Consider the following 17,337-nt stretch of genomic DNA (forward strand, 5'->3'; position numbering starts at 1 on the left):
GCAAACTGACACTTTACGTCACCTTCGCCGAGGCATTCACCTCCGCCAGCCAGTGCGCCAGGCTTTCCCCGAACAGCCTTTCCTGCTCCGCCTGCAAGCGCTCCATCGCCTGCTGGAACGTCGGATACCACGCCTCGTCCAGTTGCGCCGGCATGCGTTCCCGGCTCGGCATCGGCCATGGACAGCGATTGAGCAGGCGGTGCAGGCTGTAACTGCCAAGATCCCGGCACAACACCCATTCGCCTCCGCCTACCCGGCAAACGAACTGTTCCTTCTCGAGGAAATCCAGCAACTCCTCCCATTCGTCCTCAGGCAATAGCCATCCGGCACGGTGCAGGTGGACGAGGCGCATCGACTGGCCGAGTTGCTGGCGCTGATGGAAGACTCTCAGCACGCCGAGCATGACGATCGGCTTGGGTAGCGAGCGGCGTCGCCAGAGACGCGAGGAAGACAGATTGCAGACCAGTACGGCGCCGAACAGGACGATCATCCAGGAGAGATAGATCCACAGCAGGAAGATCGGCACGGTGGCAAAGGCCCCGTAGATCAACTGGTAACCGGGAAACAGGCTGACATAGAGGCCGAACAGGGTCTTGGCGGCCTCGAACAGCACGGCGGTGAACATTCCACCCATCAACGCATGGCGCACGGGAACCCGGGCGTTGGGCACCGCCGAGTAGAGCAGGGTGAAGGCCGCCACGCTGAACGCCAGCGGCATCAGCCCCAGCAGCGTTTCCGCGCCCGGCAGGGCATCCGGCCCGTGGAGCAGCGACAGCGAAGTGATATAGGTGGTCACGGCGAAGCCGGCCCCCAGCAGCAAGGGACCCAGGCTGAGGATCGCCCAGTAGAGCAGGAAGCGTCCGACGCCGCGGCGCGGCTGGCGTACCCGCCAGATCTCGTTGAAGGCTTTCTCGATGGTCACCAGCATGGTGAAGGCGGTGACCGCCAGGAACACCACGCCGACCCAGGTGAGATGGCGCGCCTGGGTGGTGAAACTCTTCAGGTAGGTCTCCACCGCCTCTCCGGCGGAAGGCACGAAATTACGGAAGATGAAAGTCTGGATCGACTCCCCCATGCCATGGAAAGCCGGGATCAGCGAGAGCATGGAAAACATCACCGTCATCATCGGCACCACCGCGAACAGCGTGGTGTAGGTCAGCGCCGCCGCGCTGTTGGGGGCCTTGTCGGTGACGAAGCGATGGGCGAGGAAGCGAGCGAATTCGATCCCGTCGTTAAAGTGTTCGCGCATGCCCTCTCCTTGAAGTCGCGCCGGTTCTTCGCCTCCTGGGGCGGTACTTCGCGCCGACGGGTTCAGTCCTGGTCGACGAGGCGGTTAGAATAGCCGTCACCTCCCCAGCCATGCGACCCCTGACATGAGCGAACTGATCCTGCTGCACAATCCCCGCTGCTCGAAATCCCGCGCCGCACTCGAGCTGCTCGAAGCCCGCGGTCTGCAACCCCAGGTAGTGCGCTACCTGGAAACCCCGCCGAGCGCCACCGAGCTGAAGGCCATCCTGGCCAAGCTGGGCCTTCCCGCCCGCCAGTTGCTGCGCACCGGAGAGGAGGAGTACAAGGCGCTCGGCCTGGACGATGCCAGCCTTGGCGAAGAGGCCCTCATCCAGGCGATGGCAGCGCATCCCAGGCTGATCGAACGCCCGGTGCTGGTGGCGGGCGACAGGGCGGTCATTGGCCGGCCGCCGGAGAAAGTCCTGGAGATCCTCGCTTGAACACCCCCTACATCCTGGTGCTGTACTACAGCCGCCATGGCGCTACCGCGGAAATGGCCCGGCAGATCGCCCGCGGCATCGAGCAGGCCGGCTTCGAAGCACGGGTACGCACGGTTCCCGCGGTCTCCACCGAGTGCGAAGCGGTGGCTCCCGACATCCCCGCCGAAGGCGCTCTCTACGCCACCCTCGACGACCTGAAGAACTGCGCCGGCCTGGCCCTGGGCAGCCCAACCCGCTTCGGCAACATGGCCTCGCCGCTGAAGTACTTCCTCGACGGCACCAGCAGCCTGTGGCTGACCGGCGGACTGGTCGGCAAGCCGGCAGCGGTATTCACCTCCACCGCCAGCCTGCACGGCGGCCAGGAAACCACCCAGTTGTCGATGCTGTTGCCCCTGCTGCACCACGGCATGCTGGTGCTGGGGATTCCCTACAGCGAGCCCGCCCTGCTGGAAACCCGTGGCGGCGGTACACCGTATGGCGCCAGCCACTTCGCCGGCGCCGACGGCAAGCGCAGTCTCGACGAACACGAACTGACGCTGTGCCGCGCCCTGGGCAAGCGCCTGGCGGAAACCGCCGGCAAGCTGGGGAACTGAAATGGCCCGCAAGAACAAACCGCTGCCCGAGCTGGCGTGGCTGCAGCCACGCCTGTCGATCACCCGCGCCATCAGCCTGGGCAGCTTCGTCGGCCTGGTACTGCTGATCCTCATCCGCGACCTGATCTACGCCGACGCCCATGGCGCGGCGAGCTGGGTGCCCTGGCTGGTCCTCGGCTTCAAGCTGCTGCCGCTGCTGGTGGTGGCCCCCGGCCTGCTCATGGGCAGCGCCCGCGGCCACGCCTGGACCTGTTACGTGGTCAACCTGTACTTCATCCTTGGCGTACTCGCCGCCTTCGACCCCGGCCAACGCCTGTTCGGCTGGGCCGAAGTGCTGCTCAGCGTAAGCCTGTTCTGCGCGGCGCTGCTCTATACGCGCTGGCGCTTCCAATACGACAGGCGGATAGCCGGAGAACGCTGATGCGCCGGCAGGAGCGGCACTGAAAAATGCCGCTCCGGGGCTCTTCGAGGCTATCGCCCAGTCGAATGCGCCGGGCGATGGGCGCTCCTCGGACACTTCCAGCATCCGCCCCGGAGCGACTGCGTCCTGACCATCCGCTGAGACATTGCCGACAGACCATGCCCCGGCATTGCCGGGGCTATGCACGAAAGCTGGAGAGAGGGGGACACGCCCCACCCGGGGCCCACCCCGGTGGAGCACGACGGGGAATTCGCCGGCAAGCAGCCGCTTCTCACCAGCCGAGGGTTTCCTTGAGGAAGGGAATGGTCAGCTTGCGCTGGGCCTGGAGCGAGGCGCGATCCAGTTGCTCCAGCAGGTCGAACAGCGAGTTCATGCTGCGCGACCCACGGTTGAGGATGAAGCGTCCGACCTCGTCGGTGAGGTGCAAGCCACGGCGCGAAGCGCGAAGCTGCAGGGCGCGGAGCTTGTCTTCGTCGGAAAGACCGTGCAACTGGAAGATCAGCGCCATGGTCAGGCGCGACTTCAGGTCGGGCAGCTTGACCTGCAGCTCCCGTGGCGACTTCGACGCTGCCAGCAGCAGGCGTCGCCCGGTATCACGCAGCCGGTTGAACAGGTGGAACAGACCCTCTTCCCAGTTGCGCTTGCCGACCAGCACGTCCAGGTCGTCGATGCACACCAGCTCGCACTGCTCGAGATCGTCGAAGATCTCCGGCCCGTACTGCACCAGGTCCGCCATCGGCAGGTAGATGGTACGCTCCTCGAACTGCTCGAAACGCAGGCAGGCCGCCTGCAGCAGGTGGCTGCGGCCGACGCCGTCGTGTCCCCAGAGATAGATCAGGCTTTCCGCCCATCCGGCCTCGGCTTCGCACAGACGCTCGACATATCCCAGTGCCGCGGCATTGGCACCGGGATAGTAGTTGGCGAAGGTGGCGTCGTCGCGCAGACGCACACTGAGGGGAAGCTGAATAGGTTTCATGCCAGGCTGGGCGGACAGTCCGAAAACGCCGCAGGAGTCACCGTAAAGGCTGCAAAGTTTATACGCCTCGGCAGGGCCGCACAATGAGCAACTAGGCAAGCAAAATCAAAGGTTTGCCGGTGGCCGCGGCCACCTGGCGCCGACCTGCCGCATCATTCTGGAGCAGGCCGGCGCCGCAACTCACCGCCAGCGGAAGATCAACTGGTTGGGCACCGCCGCCGCGCCGGGCGCCGAGGGCGGTGCGGAAGCATCTACAGGCGCGCTGGCGGCCGGGACCTCCTGCAACTGCGCCAGGCCCAACTGGGCGCGCAATTGCTCCGGACTGGCCTTCACGCTGTAGTCGAGGCGATCCCCCTGGACCCCGACCAGGCGCGCGCCGAACGGATCGAGCAGGCGTTGCAGTTCGGCATAGCGCGCCAGCGTCGCCCCCTGGACCTGCAGGGTCAGTCCGGTGGCCGCTCCCGGCGTGGCGACGAAACGGCTGGACAGACGGTTGGCGGCGGCCAGCATCACGCTGTCGGCCAGCGCGTCGGGGGTCGCGCCCTCGGCCTGGCCCTGTTCCCGCGAATCGCCCATCCACAGCCGCCATTGCGCCTGCCACTTGCCGTCGACCTCCTTGGCATCCACCGCCAGCAGCGCATCGGCGCCATAGCGTTCGGACGCGCCGCGCAGGGCATCGGGCTGGGCAGCGGTGAGATTCTCCGGCGTACCGACGATCTGCTCATCGAGATCCGCCAGCGGCAGGCGCAGCGGCAGGCCGCGATTCTGTGCGGCACGCTTGAGCGGCTCGGCCGACGCCTGGTTGTCGCCGACCAGGTTGCTGCCCTCGCTGCTCTCGTTCAGCCACCAGGCCAGCACCGCCGGCCGGTTGGCGCCCCAGCTCGGCAGGCCGGCGGCGCGCAGTGCGTTGCTGGTGGCAGCAGGATCGAAATCGACCACCAACGCCAGCGGCGGGCCGTTCTCGAAGGCGTACTGGCTGATCAGTTGCTGCGGGTCCTTCAGGTAGCCCGCGAGCCCCGGCTCCTGCGGCGCCTGCGGATTTCCGGTGAGACGCACCAGCAGGGTCTGCAGCGCCCGCACCAGGCCGGCGTCGCGCTCGCCGGGTTGCTGCGAGGAAACAGGCTCGCGCACCTGGTACAGATTGGGCACCGTTGCCGCGAAGACGGGCAAGCCAAGCAGGGAGAGGCAGAGAAGGAAGAGTCGGGCTATGCGCATGAAAGGCTCTCGACGAACGGATGGGAACGGCGGCGACGAGCTGTGAAGGCCGCGCAAGTGGACCTATACCTTAAACAGCAGCCCGCCCAGCGGCAACCGAGATGGCCGCTGCGTGGCAAGCCTGATAAAATCGCGCGCCTTCAAAACCGGCAAACAGCGTTGCACGCCTGGGCGGCCGGCCGATCTCCGAATTACCCCTATAGGCCTGGATTTATGAGCAGCAAGCAACCCTCGTTGAGCTACAAGGACGCTGGTGTGGACATCGACGCCGGCGAAGCCCTGGTGGAACGCATCAAAGGCGTGGCCAAGCGCACCGCACGCCCGGAAGTGATGGGCGGCCTCGGTGGCTTCGGCGCCCTCTGCGAAATCCCGGCTGGCTACAAACAGCCGGTGCTGGTCTCCGGCACCGACGGGGTCGGTACCAAGCTGCGCCTGGCGCTCAACCTGAACAAGCACGACAGCATCGGCCAGGACCTGGTGGCGATGTGCGTCAACGACCTGGTGGTCTGCGGCGCCGAGCCGCTGTTCTTCCTCGACTACTACGCCACCGGCAAGCTCAACGTCGACGTCGCGGCTACCGTGGTCACCGGCATCGGGGCCGGCTGCGAACTGGCCGGGTGCTCGCTGGTGGGCGGCGAAACCGCCGAGATGCCCGGCATGTACGAAGGCGAGGACTACGACCTGGCCGGCTTCTGCGTCGGTGTCGTGGAGAAGGCCGAAATCATCGACGGCTCCCGTGTCCAGGCCGGTGATGCACTGATCGCCCTGCCCTCCTCCGGCCCGCACTCCAACGGCTATTCGCTGATCCGCAAGATCATCGAGGTTTCCGGCGCCGACATCGAGCAGGTCCGGCTCGACGGCAAGCCGCTGGCCGACCTGCTGATGGCGCCGACCCGCATCTACGTCAAGCCGCTGCTGCAACTGATCAGGCAGACCGGCGCGGTCAAGGCCATGGCCCACATCACCGGCGGCGGCCTGCTGGACAATATCCCCCGGGTCCTGCCCGACAACGCCCAGGCTGTCATCGACGTCGCCAGCTGGAAGCGCCCGGCGGTGTTCGACTGGCTGCAGGAGCACGGCAACGTCGACGAGACCGAGATGCACCGCGTGTTGAACTGCGGGGTCGGCATGGTCATCTGCGTGGCCCAGGCCGACGCCGGGAAGGCCCTGGAAATCCTGCGCGCCGCCGGCGAGCAGCCGTGGCAGATCGGCCGTATCGAAACCTGCGGCGCGGATGCCGAGCGCGTGGTCCTGAACAACCTGAAAAGCCACTGATGTCGACACTCTGCAATGTCGTGGTGCTGATCTCCGGCTCCGGCAGCAATCTGCAGGCGCTGATCGACAGCCTCCGGGACGGCACCACGCCGGCCCGGATCCGTGCGGTGATTTCCAATCGCGCCGATGCCTACGGCCTGGAGCGCGCGCGCCAGGCCGGCATCGACACCCAGGTGCTCGAGCACAAGGCCTACGCCGATCGCGAAAGCTTCGACCGGGCCCTGGCGCAACTGATCGACGCCCATGAGCCGCACCTGGTGATCCTCGCCGGGTTCATGCGCATCCTCAGCGCGGACTTCGTCCGTCACTATCAGGGCCGCCTGCTGAACATCCACCCCTCGCTGCTGCCACGACACAAGGGCCTGCACACCCACCAGCGCGCCCTCGAGGCCGGCGACCGCGAGCACGGCTGCAGCGTGCACTTCGTGACGGAGGAACTCGACGGGGGACCACTGGTCGTACAGGCAGTAATCCCGGTAGAGTCGCAAGATACGCCGGAACGCCTGGCCAGACGGGTTCACGAGGAAGAACACCGGATCTATCCGCTGGCCATGCGCTGGTTCGCCGAAGGCCGCTTGCGCCTGGGCGAACAGGGCGCCCTGCTGGATGGCCAGGCCCTGCCTGCCACCGGCCATCAGATTCGCACCAAGGAGATTCGCAATGCGTAAAGCCATGCTGTTCCTGCTGACGCTGCTGACCTTGCCGGCCTATGCCTTCGAGTTGAAGCCGTTCACCGCCAGCTATACCGCCGACTGGAAACAGATGCCCATCAGCGGCAACGCCTCCCGCAGCCTCAAGGCGCTCGGCGACGGCCGCTGGCAGCTGGACTTCGAAGCCTCCATGCTGCTGGCCAGCCTCAACGAGGTCAGCACCTTCAAGGTCGAGAACGATACCTTCCTGCCGCAATCCTACCGCTTCGCCCGTCAGGGCCTGGGCAAGGGCAAGCAGGTCGAACTGGACTTCGACTGGTCGCAGAAGCAGGTGCTCGGCAGCGACCGCGGCGATGCGGTCCGGCAACCGCTGAACCGCGGCCAGTTGGACAAGTCCACCTATCAGTTGGTCCTGCAGCATGACGTGGCCGATGGCAAGAAGAGCATGAGCTACCAGATCATCGAGGGCGAGGATGTCGATACCTACGACTTCCGTGTACTCGGCGAGGAGAAGGTCCGCACCCAGGCCGGCCTGATCAATGCGATCAAGGTCGAGCGCGTGCGCGATCCGGGCAAGAGCAATCGCAAGACCATCCTCTGGTTCGCCAAGGACTGGGACTACCTGCTGGTCCGCCTGTACCAGATGGAAACCGACGGCAAGGAATACCAGATCATGCTCAAGGAAGGCACCATCGACGGCAAGACCGTCACTGGCGAGAAGGGCTGATATCTTCCTCCTACGAAAAGCCGGGCCATCGCCCGGCTTTTTCTTGCCCGCAGTTCAGGCGCAGGCCTGGTGCTCGCGGCAGATCAATTCGCCATCGGCCTGGCTCAACGATTCCCGGGTAAGGCCGCAGAACGGCGCGCCGTCACGCTGCTCGTGGAAGCGACAGGAGCGACAGAGGCCGAACCCCGGCACGTCCTCCTCACGCTGGATGACCACCAGCAGTTCATGCAGCAACCCCTGCAAACGCTCGCCCTTCTCGCCCAGCGCCGCCACGGCCTGTTCCAGGAATCGCGGCGGAATCACCGCATCGATCAGCGAGCGTCCCGCCTCGGTCAGACGCAGATGCACGCTGCGCCGATCCCGAGCGTCCGGCACCTTGCTGATCAGCCCCTTGCCTTCGAGCACCTTGAGCGACTGCGACACGGTCCCCTTGGTCAGGCCGAGATACTCGGTCACCACCAGCGGCGTATCCGAATAGCGATTGCAGCGCGCCAGATAGTGCAAGGCACTCAGCTGTACCGGCTGCAGCTCCGCCACCAACGGCTGTTCGCGCGACCAGGCGCGCATCAGGCTGGTCAGTCTTTCCAGGTAATCGTAAAGGGCGAGAGCGGACATGGGTTACCTCCTGGCATACATAGTATCGACTAAAAACATATTTGACAAAGCGGGCGAGCGATGATTAGCCTATACATGTATCGAATCGATACTAACTTAACAGGAGAATCATCATGTCCAAGGCCATCTACTATCACGCCGGCTGCCCTATCTGTGTCGAAGCCGAACGCTCCCTGCTGCCACTGCTCGACAGCAAGCAGGTGGAGGTCGAAGTGGTTCATCTCGCCGAGCAATCGGCGCGTGTTGCCGAAGCGGAAAAGGCCGGGGTGAAGTCGGTCCCCGCCCTGGTCGTCGACGGGCAGGTACTGCACCTGAACTTCGGCGCGGCACTCAGCGACCTGAAATAAGGAGTCCGGCCATGGAGGTGAAAGTCTTCGACACCCACGTGCGAACCCGCGACGGCCGCTATCTGCACTTCGACGTGCTGGTTACGGAGGAAATGGGCGCTCGCGCAGGCGAGTTCGCTCGCCGCTGGCTCGCCGGAAAAGGCATCGACGATGCCGATATCAGCCAGGGGCATTGCAGTTATTGCCATAGCGAGATCGCGACAACGGAGGTTGCCGAAGCCATCAGGCTCCATGGCCATTACATCCTGCCCCTCGAAGGCTGTTGAAAGCGAATGGACGGCTATCGCCCGATCGCCTGCGATCTCCACGATTACCTGGAGATCGCCTGCCTCTATCGCTACCGGCTGCGCCTGGAGCTCGACGGTGATCTCTGCTTCGAGGCCGAGGCCCGCACCACACTGATCCAGGCGGACCAGCCAGGCGGGGACAAGGCGGAATATCTTGAAGTGGAGGTCGATGGCGCCACCCGACTGTTGCGCCTCGATCGCCTGCAGTCCATCACCGCTCTCACCGAGGGGGCGCTGTTCAGGCATGTACGACTGCGGTAAGAAGCCTGACGCAGAGCCCTGGCATGCCATGTTCCGTGCTGGAAACTGAAAAGGTTTTTTTCAATTCCAGACCTATTTCATTAGCCAGCTAATGAAATAGGCTGGATCTGCCTTGATGCAGATCAACCCTGGAGTAGAAAAATGAGTGTGACAGTGACCGAGCGCGACGACGACCACAAATCCCGCGAACTGCGTGCACTTGGCCGCCGCTGCTGGGACGTGCACCAGCAGGGGTTGCTGGTAGGGGTCTTCCATAATGAAGAAGACGCCCAGGCTTACCGGCACAGACTGGAAAAGGAAGAACAGCTACGCCAGTCGGACAAGCTGGCGTGAGAAAACGCCCCCCGCTACCCCGGGGGCGTATACATCAGGTCCCCGACAGGGTTCGCTCGAGACTGACGACCCCGGGAGGCAATGCATGATCCTGCCGTTGCTGGAATGCACTACGCAACATAGCCCGCGCCAAGGCGACCAGAACCCCTAGCATCAATCCCCCGAGCCCTCCCAATACGAGAACGACAGCCTTGCGAGGCTTGATTGGCTGGAGTGGCATCGCGGCCCTCTGATCAACGCGCACCAACTCGATCTTCAGATCGCCTGCCTTCAGCGTTTGCAATCTTGCCTGCTCGCCACGCAACTTTTCGATATCGTCGAAAAACCGCTCTTCTCCCTGCCGCGCCTGCAGATACTGGACTTCGCGATTGTTTTCCAGTTGCTTCAGTTCTTGCTGGATCGCCGCCACCCTCGGCTCGGTGAAGTCATCTCCCTTACGCTTGAGCAACGTGTCGCGCTCGGCAGTCAGGGCATCCACCCCCATGAAATACAGCGGAATCTGCTGATTGTTCACCTCGGTACGAAATACGCTACGCGAACCATCCAGCCCTACCTCACCCAATGCCCCCGGGGTCGTGGGCTTCACAATTCCCAAACGAGTGGAAATCTGAATCGCTTCATTCAACTGCTGAATCCTGGAATCACGAACCATCTTGAGCCGCCCGCGCAGGGCTTTCAACTCATCTTCCAAGCCTGCGCGGCGAATGTTGTCCGCCTCGAGCAACCTGGCGATCCGCCCCTGTTTGCTTGCCTGGTAGCTGGCGCGCTTGCCCTCGATATCCTGCGCGAGGAACTGCAAGCGGCTATCCACACGAGCCTGGAGATCCTCGAGGATCTGACGGCGCTCGCTGTCGATGGTCTGGGAGACCATATCGTTCAGGATACCGGCACCATCCATTCCCTTTGGATACTGCATGAATATCTGCACGAAAGGAGTAGCCTGCGGATTCTTCTGCAAGTCTGCCTGCTTCATGGAGAAGGCAGACAGATTGAATTTCCAGAACGCCTGCTCAGCCGACAAGCCGTTGTCCTTGTTCAACTGCTGGAATCGTTCCGGATGAGCTTGGAAATACTCGAACCGACCAGAGTATGCCGACAATTCGCTGGCTACGCGATCGAGCGCTTCCCTGGGCGTCAAGGCATAGATATCCCTTGCATTGACCGCTTCCAGCGCCTTCGTCTGTATCGGACGCAGGAGGACGCTAACCTCATAAGTGGGAACAACCAGTAGCAAATAAAGAACCGCGACAGCCAGTCCTGCGCCCGTGATCGACGCGACAAGCCACTTCGCGCTCCATAGCTGTCGGAATAGCTGAACCAGATCGACTTCCGGGCGCTCTGGACCTGAAAACTGCGAGGATGGCATGCCAACGTCCTTTTCGAAAAAAATGCCGCCCCACAAGAAGCACGCAGAATCCTGTAGGAATTTTCTTAAGAAAAGGCATTATGCAATCAAAAAGAAATCATCGATAGCATTTTGGTAACACTTCACAGTTAGCCTTGGCCGATTTGATGTACGACCTGCGCTGCTTCAGGCCACTACCACATGAGGTCGTCGGGCACCACGTAGTCCTTGTACGGATCGTCCTCGTCCGGCTCCTGACTCTGCACATTGAGCAGCACCACCCGTCGTGGATCGCGCTCCTGGATGCGCACTGCCGCATCGCGCGGCACGATCTCGTAGCGCCCGTCGTAGCTGACGATAGCCAGACTGCCACGGCTCAGCTTGTCGCGGATCAGGTCGTTGACGGCGATCCGCTTGACCTTCTTCGCATCGACGAAATTGTAGTAGTCGTCGCCATCCAGCCGAGGCAGGCGCGTGCCCTCGATCAGTTGCTTGATCTGCGCGGCCTTGGCCTTCTTCTCGGCCTTCTCCTGCTGCTGGCGGTTCAACTCCTGGTCGCGAGCCAGCTTCTCAGCCCTGGCCTGCTCCGCCGCCAGGCGCTGGGAGTCATCCTTATCGACCTGGTTCTTGTGCTCCAGGCGCTGCTGTTTCTGTTTCTGCTTGGTGGCCTGCTTGGCCTGTTTTTCATTGACCAGTCCGGCTTTCAGCAACTGGTCACGCAATGACATGCTCATTTCGTCAACGACTCGCTCGCGTGGCACGCCCGGTGGGGTGCGGCATAATCTTCCAGCCGACTGGGGTTCAGCCGGCCCTCGCAGGGGGTATAATCCTCCCAGCCTCGGCCGCCTCAACGCAAGTCTCGGCGGCTCGCAAACTGCCACGCATGCCCGGATTCCCCTCCTTGTCGTCCCGAGCACTCGCAGGCACTCCTCCCGGCCCCTGACATCGAAGGCATGGAAAGCAAGGCATGAGCGTTTCTCTCCTGGTAAAAGTCACCCTGGTAGGCCTGTTCGTCGCCAGCGTGCTGTTCGTTCACTTCCGCGGGCGCGCGCGCTTGCCCTTCCTGCGCCAACTGGTCAACCACTCCGCCTGGTTCGCCCCCTACAACTCGCTGATGTACCTGTTCTCCAGCGTTCCCTCCAGGCCCTATCTGGATCGCAGTCGCTTTCCCGAGCTGGACGAGCTGAAGAACAACTGGCAGACCATTCGCGAAGAAGCCCTCAACCTGTTCGACGAGGGTTACATCCGCGCCGCCCTGAACAACAACGAAGCCGGCTTCGGCTCGTTCTTCAAGAAGGGCTGGAAGCGCTTCTACCTGACCTGGTACGACGGTCCGCTGCCGTCCGCCCAGAAGCTCTGCCCGAAGACCGTGGAGCTGGTGAGCCGCATTCCCAACGTCAAGGGGGCGATGTTCACCCTACTTCCCGGCGGCAGTCACCTGAACCCGCACCGTGATCCGTTCGGAGGCTCGCTGCGCTACCACCTCGGCCTGTCCACGCCGAACTCGGACAACTGCCGCATCTACGTCGACGGCCAGCCTTATGCCTGGCGCGATGGCGAAGACGTGATGTTCGACGAGACCTTCGTTCACTGGGTGAAGAATGAAACCGAGCAGACCCGGGTGATCCTGTTCTGCGATATCGAACGCCCTCTCCGCTCGCGCCTGCTGACCCGCCTCAACCGCTGGATCAGCGGTATCCTCGGGCGCGCCACCGCACCGCAGAACGTCGAGGGCGAGCGTGTCGGCAGCATCAACCAGGCCTATTCGGTGGCCATTCGCGTCGGCAACGCCATCGGCGCCCAGGTGAAGCGCTTCAAGCGCGCCTATCCGAAGGCCTACAGGATCCTCCGCCCGGTGCTGGCGGTGATCCTGCTGGTAGCGCTCTATCGCTGGATCTTCGGTTGATTCCGATGCCGTGGCGGCCCCGCCGCCACGGCAACTACCTCTCAGCAACCCGACGGCTTCTCTGCTTTCTTCGCCTCGCCCCAGAGGCGGTCCAGCTCTTCCAGCGAACACTCTTCGGCTTTGCGGCCTGCTTCGCGCAGGTTCTGCTCGATGAAACGAAAGCGCCGCTCGAACTTGCCATTGGCCTGGCGCAGCGTGGCTTCCGGGTCGACCTTCAGGTGCCGGGCCAGGTTGACCGCGGCGAACAGCAGGTCCCCGACTTCCTCGCCCGCGGCGCGCTCGTCGCCATTCGCCATCGCTTCGAGCACCTCGTCCAGTTCCTCCCGCACCTTGTCCACCACCGCCAACGCCTCCGGCCAGTCGAAGCCGACCTGGGCCGCGCGCTTCTGCAACTTCGCCGCCCGCGACAGGGCCGGCAGGGCCGCCGGCACATCATCCAGCAGCGACAGTTGCTGCGGCTCCCGGGCCTTCTCCGCGCGCTCCTCGGCCTTGAGTTCTTCCCAGCGCTGCCTGACCGCCGCTTCGGCGAGCTTCGCCGCATCGGGCTTGCCGTAGAGGTCGCCATCCAGGAATACATGGGGATGCCGGCGGATCAGTTTGCGGGTGATGCCATCCACCACCTCGTCGAAGGCGAAACGACCTTCCTCGCGCGCCAACTGGCTGTAGTAGACCACCTGGAACAGCAGGTCGCCCAGTTCCTCGCGCAATTGTGGGAAATCCTCCTGTTCGATGGCATCCGCCACCTCATAGGCCTCTTCCAGGGTATGCGGGACGATGGTCGCGTAGCTCTGCTGGAGATCCCACGGACAGCCGAATTCAGGATCGCGCAGGCGCGCCATGAGGTGGAGCAGGTCGTCGAGTCGGTACATGGGGCATCTCGAATCGTCAGTGAAGGATACGGGCGCATTCAGCCCTTTGCGAAAAACCAAAGGCCACGCGCGGCCAGCGGCCACCCGTGGCCTGGCTGCCCAGCCTCAGGGCGTGCGGTTGCGCCGCGCCTCGATGATGTTGGGCAGTTGCGAGACACGCGCCAGCAGGCGCCCCAAGGCGTCCAGGCCGGGAATCTCGATGGTCAGCTGCATGGTCGCGGTGTTGTCTTCCTTGTTCGAGCGGGTGTTCACCGCCAGCACGTTGATCCGCTCGTTGAGCAGGACCTGGGAGACGTCGCGCAGCAGGCCGGAACGGTCGTAGGCACGGATCGCGATATCCACCGGATAGGTGCGGACCGGCTCCGGCCCCCAGCTGACCTGGATCATCCGCTCCGGCTCGCGCCCCGCCAGTTGCAGCGCGGTGGCGCAATCCTGGCGATGGATGGTGACGCCACGGCCGAGGGTGATGTAGCCGACGATGGGATCGCCCGGCAATGGCTGGCAGCACCCGGCCATCTGCGTCAGCAGGTTGCCGACGCCCTGGATCTGCACGTCACCACGCTTGCCGTGGCCGATCTTGCTCGGCTTGCGCGGAATCAGCTCGAGCTGTTCGCTGTCACGATCCGGCTCGACCAGTTGCTGGGCGTAGTTGACCAGGTGCGCCAGGCGCAGGTCCCCGGCGCCAAGGGCGGCGAACATGTCCTCGGCGGTCCGTACATTGGCCTTCTCCGCCAGGCGGTCGAAGTCCACCGGCGGCAGCGCCAGGCGCGACAGCTCGCGCTCGATCAACGCCTTGCCGGCCGCCACGTTCTGGTCGCGGGCCTGCAGCTTGAACCAGTGGACGATCTTCGCCCGCGCCCGCGAGGTGGTGACATAGCCGAGGTTGCTGTTCAGCCAGTCACGGCTCGGGCCACTGTGCTTGCCGGTGATGATCTCGACCTGCTCGCCGGTCTGCAGGCTGTAGTTCAGCGGCACGATACGACCGTTGATTTTCGCCCCACGGCAGTTGTGCCCGACCTCGGTATGCACCCGATAGGCGAAATCCAGAGGCGTCGCGCCCTTGGGCAGGTCGATGGCGTGTCCGTCGGGGGTGAAGACGTAGACCCGGTCCGGCTCGATGTCGACCCGCAGTTGCTCCGCCAGCCCGCCGATATCGCCCAGTTCCTCGTGCCATTCGAGGACCTGGCGCAGCCAGGAGATCTTCTCCTCGTAATGGTTGGAACTGGCCTTGACGTCGGTGCCCTTGTAGCGCCAGTGCGCGCAGACACCTAGCTCGGCCTCCTCGTGCATGGAATGGGTGCGGATCTGTACTTCCAGCACCTTGCCCTCCGGCCCGATCACCGCGGTATGCAGCGAGCGGTAGCCGTTTTCCTTGGGGTTGGCGATGTAGTCGTCGAATTCCTTGGGAATGTGCCGCCACAAGGTATGCACGATGCCCAGCGCGGTATAGCAGTCGCGCATCTCCGGAACCAGCACGCGGACGGCGCGAACGTCGTAGATCTGGCTGAAATCCAGGCCCTTGCGCTGCATCTTGCGCCAGATGGAGTAGATGTGCTTCGCCCGTCCGCTGAGGTCGGCCTGCACGCCGGTGGCGGCCAGGGCCTCCTTGAGCTGGCTCATCACGTTGGCGATGTATTGCTCGCGATCCAGTCGGCGCTCGTGCAGCAGCTTGGCGATCTGCTTGTACTGGTCGGGCTCGAGGTAGCGGAAGGACAGGTCTTCCAGTTCCCACTTGATATGCCCGATACCCAGGCGGTGGGCCAGCGGTGCATAGATGTCGAAGACTTCACGGGCGACGCGGTGGCGCTTCTCCTCGTCGGCGTTCTTCACCGCGCGGATCGCGCAGGTGCGCTCGGCCAGTTTGATCAGGGCGACGCGAACGTCGTCGACCATCGCCACCAGCATCTTGCGCAGGTTCTCCACCTGTGCCTGGGTGCCCAGCACCATGGAATGGCGCGGATTGAGGCTGGCGCTGATCGCCGCCATGCGCAGGACGCCCTCGATCAGCTTGGCCACCACCGGCCCGAAGCGCTTGTTGACCGCCTCGAGGGTGATCTTGCCTTCGCGTACGCCACGGTAGATGACCGCGGCGACCAGGGACTCCTGGTCCAGCTTGAGGTCCGCGAGAATCTCGGCGATCTCCAGGCCCGTCTGGAAACTGGAGGTGCCTTCCGCCCAGGAGTTCTGTGCGGCGATGGCTCGCTGTTCGGATTCGCGAGCGAACTCGCAAGCCTCCAGCAAGCCCTGACGATCGAGCCCGGGGACGAGGTTCTGGACGTGGTCCAGCCAGGCCTCGAGGTTGATACTGCCGTCGGTGTTGACCGGCTGGTGCGCTCTCACCTGTACCATCTTGCCTACCCTTTACCACGGTGCGCGTAGCCCACCGATGACTGCGCCAGCCTTCTCGTTCGGGCTGGTCGGATTACGCAGGCATCCTAGCCTGCCTCGAACAAAGCCATGGCCTCGACATGCGCCGTCTGCGGGAACATGTCGAGGATTCCGGCGCGCTTCAGACGATAGCCCTGCCTGGCCATTTCGCCAGCGTCGCGCGCCAGGGTCGCCGGATTGCAGGATACATAGACTACCCGGCGGGCACCCAGGGAACTCATTCCCCGTACCGCCTCCAACGCGCCATCGCGTGGCGGATCGAGCAGTACGGCGGTAAAACCTTGCGCCGCCCAGGGCGCTTCGGCAAGCGCTTTGGACAGATCGGCCTGGAAAAAATGCGCGTTGGCCAGGCCATTGGCCAGCGCGTTGGCGCTTGCCCGCCCGACCATCGCCGCCACGCCCTCCACCCCGACCACCTGCGCCACCTGGCGCGCCAGCGGCAGGGAGAAGTTGCCCAGCCCGCAGAACAGGTCGAGAACTCGTTCCTCGGCACCCGGCGCCAGCCATTCCAGCGCCTGGCGGACCATCAGCCGGTTGACCGGCGCGTTGACCTGGACGAAATCGCCCGGCCGATAGGCCAGCGTCAGTTTCCAGTCATCCAGGGCATAGCCCAGTTCGGCCGCAGGCTCCACCGGCCTGGGTTCGTCCGTCCCCTGCAGCCAGAGCTGGGCCTGGTGCTCGGCGCAGAAATCCTCCAGGCGCCGGCGGTCCTCGACGGCGAGGGCCACCGTATGACGCAGCAGCAGTGCACTGGCCGTGCCATGGAAGAGTTCGACGTGGCCGATGGCTTCCGGCTTGCGAAAGCCCCGCAGCAGCACCGGCAGAGCCTGGGCAATCGTTTGCAGTGCAGGCACCAGCACCAGGCATTCATCGAAGGCGACGATCTCCTGGCTGGAGGATGCCCGGAAGCCGACCTCCAGGCGCCGCGACTTCGGCTCCCAGCGCACGGCGATACGCGCGCGGCGGCGATAGCCGAACTCGGGCCCGACCAGCGGCGGCGCCCACTCCTCCGGCTCGATGCCGGCGAAACGCTGCAACTGTTCCTGCAGGGTGCGCTGCTTCAGCGCCAACTGTTCCGCGTGACCAAGGTGCTGCAGGGTGCAACCGCCACAACGCCCGGCAACGGAGCACGGCTCCCGGCGGCGCAGTTCGCTGCTGCCGAACAGACGTTCGCTGCGCGCCTCCACCACCTTGCTGCGCGCGCCGAGTACCCGGGCCTCCAGCTCTTCGCCGGGCAAGCCGCCGCTGACGAACCAGGTCATCCCGGCCTCATGGGCTATGCCACGCCCGTCATGGGCCAGGCGTTCGATCCGCAGACGCTGCTTCTTGCCGACTGGAATCGCGGGACCACGCGCGCCGCCACTGGGCTGGAAGCGCAAGCCGCCTTTATTTCTCGCCATGG

At 64.2% G+C, this 17,337-nt stretch carries 19 protein-coding genes and 1 pseudogene; 11 read left to right on the forward strand and 9 right to left on the reverse strand.

What is annotated here, in order from left to right:
• Positions 1-13: 13 nt before the first annotated feature.
• A complete protein-coding gene (locus B7D75_RS20410; RefSeq protein ID WP_107114364.1) occupies positions 14-1,249 on the reverse strand; it encodes a YihY family inner membrane protein in 1,236 nt (411 codons plus the stop codon).
• A gap of 124 nt (positions 1,250-1,373) precedes the next feature.
• On the opposite strand from B7D75_RS20410, the gene arsC reads away from it, so the two are divergent.
• The 3 genes from arsC to B7D75_RS20425 are packed head-to-tail and all read left to right on the forward strand — an operon-like array spanning position 1,374 to position 2,741.
• On the forward strand, positions 1,374-1,727 hold the full coding sequence (gene arsC / locus B7D75_RS20415) for an arsenate reductase (glutaredoxin) (RefSeq protein ID WP_003155965.1): 354 nt from the start codon (positions 1,374-1,376) through the stop codon (positions 1,725-1,727).
• Positions 1,724-2,320, forward strand: a complete 597-nt coding sequence (wrbA, locus tag B7D75_RS20420) for an NAD(P)H:quinone oxidoreductase (RefSeq protein ID WP_012076902.1) — start codon at positions 1,724-1,726, stop codon at positions 2,318-2,320. Before arsC ends, wrbA begins: the two co-directional genes overlap by 4 nt.
• A gap of 1 nt (position 2,321) precedes the next feature.
• Positions 2,322-2,741 (forward strand): DUF2069 domain-containing protein, encoded by a 420-nt coding sequence (locus B7D75_RS20425; RefSeq protein ID WP_003155963.1) that lies wholly within the window; start codon positions 2,322-2,324, stop codon positions 2,739-2,741.
• A 271-nt stretch (positions 2,742-3,012) separates the two neighbouring features.
• Here B7D75_RS20425 and hda read toward each other — a convergent pair whose 3' ends face one another.
• Positions 3,013-3,717 (reverse strand): DnaA regulatory inactivator Hda, encoded by a 705-nt coding sequence (gene hda, locus B7D75_RS20430; RefSeq protein WP_003155962.1) that lies wholly within the window; start codon positions 3,715-3,717, stop codon positions 3,013-3,015.
• A 180-nt stretch (positions 3,718-3,897) separates the two neighbouring features.
• A complete protein-coding gene (locus B7D75_RS20435; protein WP_107114365.1) occupies positions 3,898-4,932 on the reverse strand; it encodes a DUF2066 domain-containing protein in 1,035 nt (344 codons plus the stop codon).
• A 213-nt stretch (positions 4,933-5,145) separates the two neighbouring features.
• On the opposite strand from B7D75_RS20435, the gene purM reads away from it, so the two are divergent.
• From purM to B7D75_RS20455, 3 genes are read left to right on the forward strand one after another with little or no spacing between them, the layout of a single operon-like run.
• Positions 5,146-6,207, forward strand: coding sequence for a phosphoribosylformylglycinamidine cyclo-ligase (purM, locus tag B7D75_RS20445; RefSeq protein WP_003155960.1), 1,062 nt, complete (start codon positions 5,146-5,148; stop codon positions 6,205-6,207).
• Complete coding sequence (gene purN, locus B7D75_RS20450; RefSeq protein ID WP_003155959.1) at positions 6,207-6,875, forward strand: phosphoribosylglycinamide formyltransferase; 669 nt, start codon at positions 6,207-6,209, stop codon at positions 6,873-6,875. The genes purM and purN overlap by 1 nt, the downstream gene beginning before the upstream one ends.
• Positions 6,868-7,584 carry a DUF3108 domain-containing protein gene (locus tag B7D75_RS20455; RefSeq protein ID WP_107114366.1) on the forward strand — a complete coding sequence of 239 codons (717 nt, stop codon included), beginning with the start codon at positions 6,868-6,870 and terminating at the stop codon, positions 7,582-7,584. The genes purN and B7D75_RS20455 overlap by 8 nt, the downstream gene beginning before the upstream one ends.
• A gap of 54 nt (positions 7,585-7,638) precedes the next feature.
• Here B7D75_RS20455 and B7D75_RS20460 read toward each other — a convergent pair whose 3' ends face one another.
• Positions 7,639-8,199, reverse strand: coding sequence for a MarR family winged helix-turn-helix transcriptional regulator (locus tag B7D75_RS20460; RefSeq protein WP_034080142.1), 561 nt, complete (start codon positions 8,197-8,199; stop codon positions 7,639-7,641).
• Positions 8,200-8,312: 113 nt separating this feature from the next.
• Between B7D75_RS20460 and B7D75_RS20465 the strand changes: the two genes are divergently transcribed.
• The 4 genes and pseudogenes from B7D75_RS20465 (at position 8,313) to B7D75_RS20480 (ending at position 9,427) form a co-directional block, all read left to right on the forward strand.
• Positions 8,313-8,546, forward strand: a complete 234-nt coding sequence (locus tag B7D75_RS20465) for a glutaredoxin family protein (protein ID WP_003155957.1) — start codon at positions 8,313-8,315, stop codon at positions 8,544-8,546.
• Between the two features lie 11 nt (positions 8,547-8,557).
• Complete coding sequence (locus B7D75_RS20470) at positions 8,558-8,812, forward strand: DUF2024 family protein (RefSeq protein ID WP_012076906.1); 255 nt, start codon at positions 8,558-8,560, stop codon at positions 8,810-8,812.
• A gap of 6 nt (positions 8,813-8,818) precedes the next feature.
• Positions 8,819-9,186: pseudogene (locus B7D75_RS20475) on the forward strand (Rho-binding antiterminator).
• A gap of 49 nt (positions 9,187-9,235) precedes the next feature.
• Entirely contained in the window at positions 9,236-9,427 is a 192-nt protein-coding gene (locus B7D75_RS20480) for a hypothetical protein (RefSeq protein WP_003155954.1), read from the forward strand.
• Positions 9,428-9,461: 34 nt separating this feature from the next.
• On the opposite strand, the gene B7D75_RS20485 is transcribed toward B7D75_RS20480, so the two are convergent.
• Positions 9,462-10,793 (reverse strand): Wzz/FepE/Etk N-terminal domain-containing protein, encoded by a 1,332-nt coding sequence (locus B7D75_RS20485; protein ID WP_107114367.1) that lies wholly within the window; start codon positions 10,791-10,793, stop codon positions 9,462-9,464.
• Between the two features lie 173 nt (positions 10,794-10,966).
• Entirely contained in the window at positions 10,967-11,506 is a 540-nt protein-coding gene (locus B7D75_RS20490) for a DUF2058 domain-containing protein (RefSeq protein ID WP_034080144.1), read from the reverse strand.
• 233 nt (positions 11,507-11,739) lie between these two features.
• Here B7D75_RS20490 and lpxO2 point away from each other — a divergent pair, with 233 nt between their 5' ends.
• The gene (gene lpxO2 / locus B7D75_RS20495) at positions 11,740-12,678 is read left to right on the forward strand and encodes a lipid A hydroxylase LpxO2 (protein WP_012076910.1); all 939 of its coding nucleotides are present in this window, start codon (positions 11,740-11,742) and stop codon (positions 12,676-12,678) included.
• A 41-nt stretch (positions 12,679-12,719) separates the two neighbouring features.
• Here the strand turns inward: lpxO2 and mazG are convergent, their stop codons facing one another.
• The 3 genes from mazG to rlmD all read right to left on the reverse strand — a co-directional run bounded on the left by mazG (position 12,720) and on the right by rlmD (position 17,335).
• The gene (mazG, locus tag B7D75_RS20500) at positions 12,720-13,547 is read right to left on the reverse strand and encodes a nucleoside triphosphate pyrophosphohydrolase (RefSeq protein ID WP_043102868.1); all 828 of its coding nucleotides are present in this window, start codon (positions 13,545-13,547) and stop codon (positions 12,720-12,722) included.
• Positions 13,548-13,652: 105 nt separating this feature from the next.
• The gene (gene relA / locus B7D75_RS20505; RefSeq protein ID WP_034080147.1) at positions 13,653-15,896 is read right to left on the reverse strand and encodes a GTP diphosphokinase; all 2,244 of its coding nucleotides are present in this window, start codon (positions 15,894-15,896) and stop codon (positions 13,653-13,655) included.
• A gap of 86 nt (positions 15,897-15,982) precedes the next feature.
• Positions 15,983-17,335, reverse strand: coding sequence for a 23S rRNA (uracil(1939)-C(5))-methyltransferase RlmD (rlmD, locus tag B7D75_RS20510; protein ID WP_058129123.1), 1,353 nt, complete (start codon positions 17,333-17,335; stop codon positions 15,983-15,985).
• Positions 17,336-17,337 lie beyond the last annotated feature (2 nt).

This window comes from Pseudomonas paraeruginosa (genome assembly GCF_003025345.2).
GTDB classification, from domain to species: Bacteria; Pseudomonadota; Gammaproteobacteria; order Pseudomonadales; family Pseudomonadaceae; genus Pseudomonas; species Pseudomonas paraeruginosa.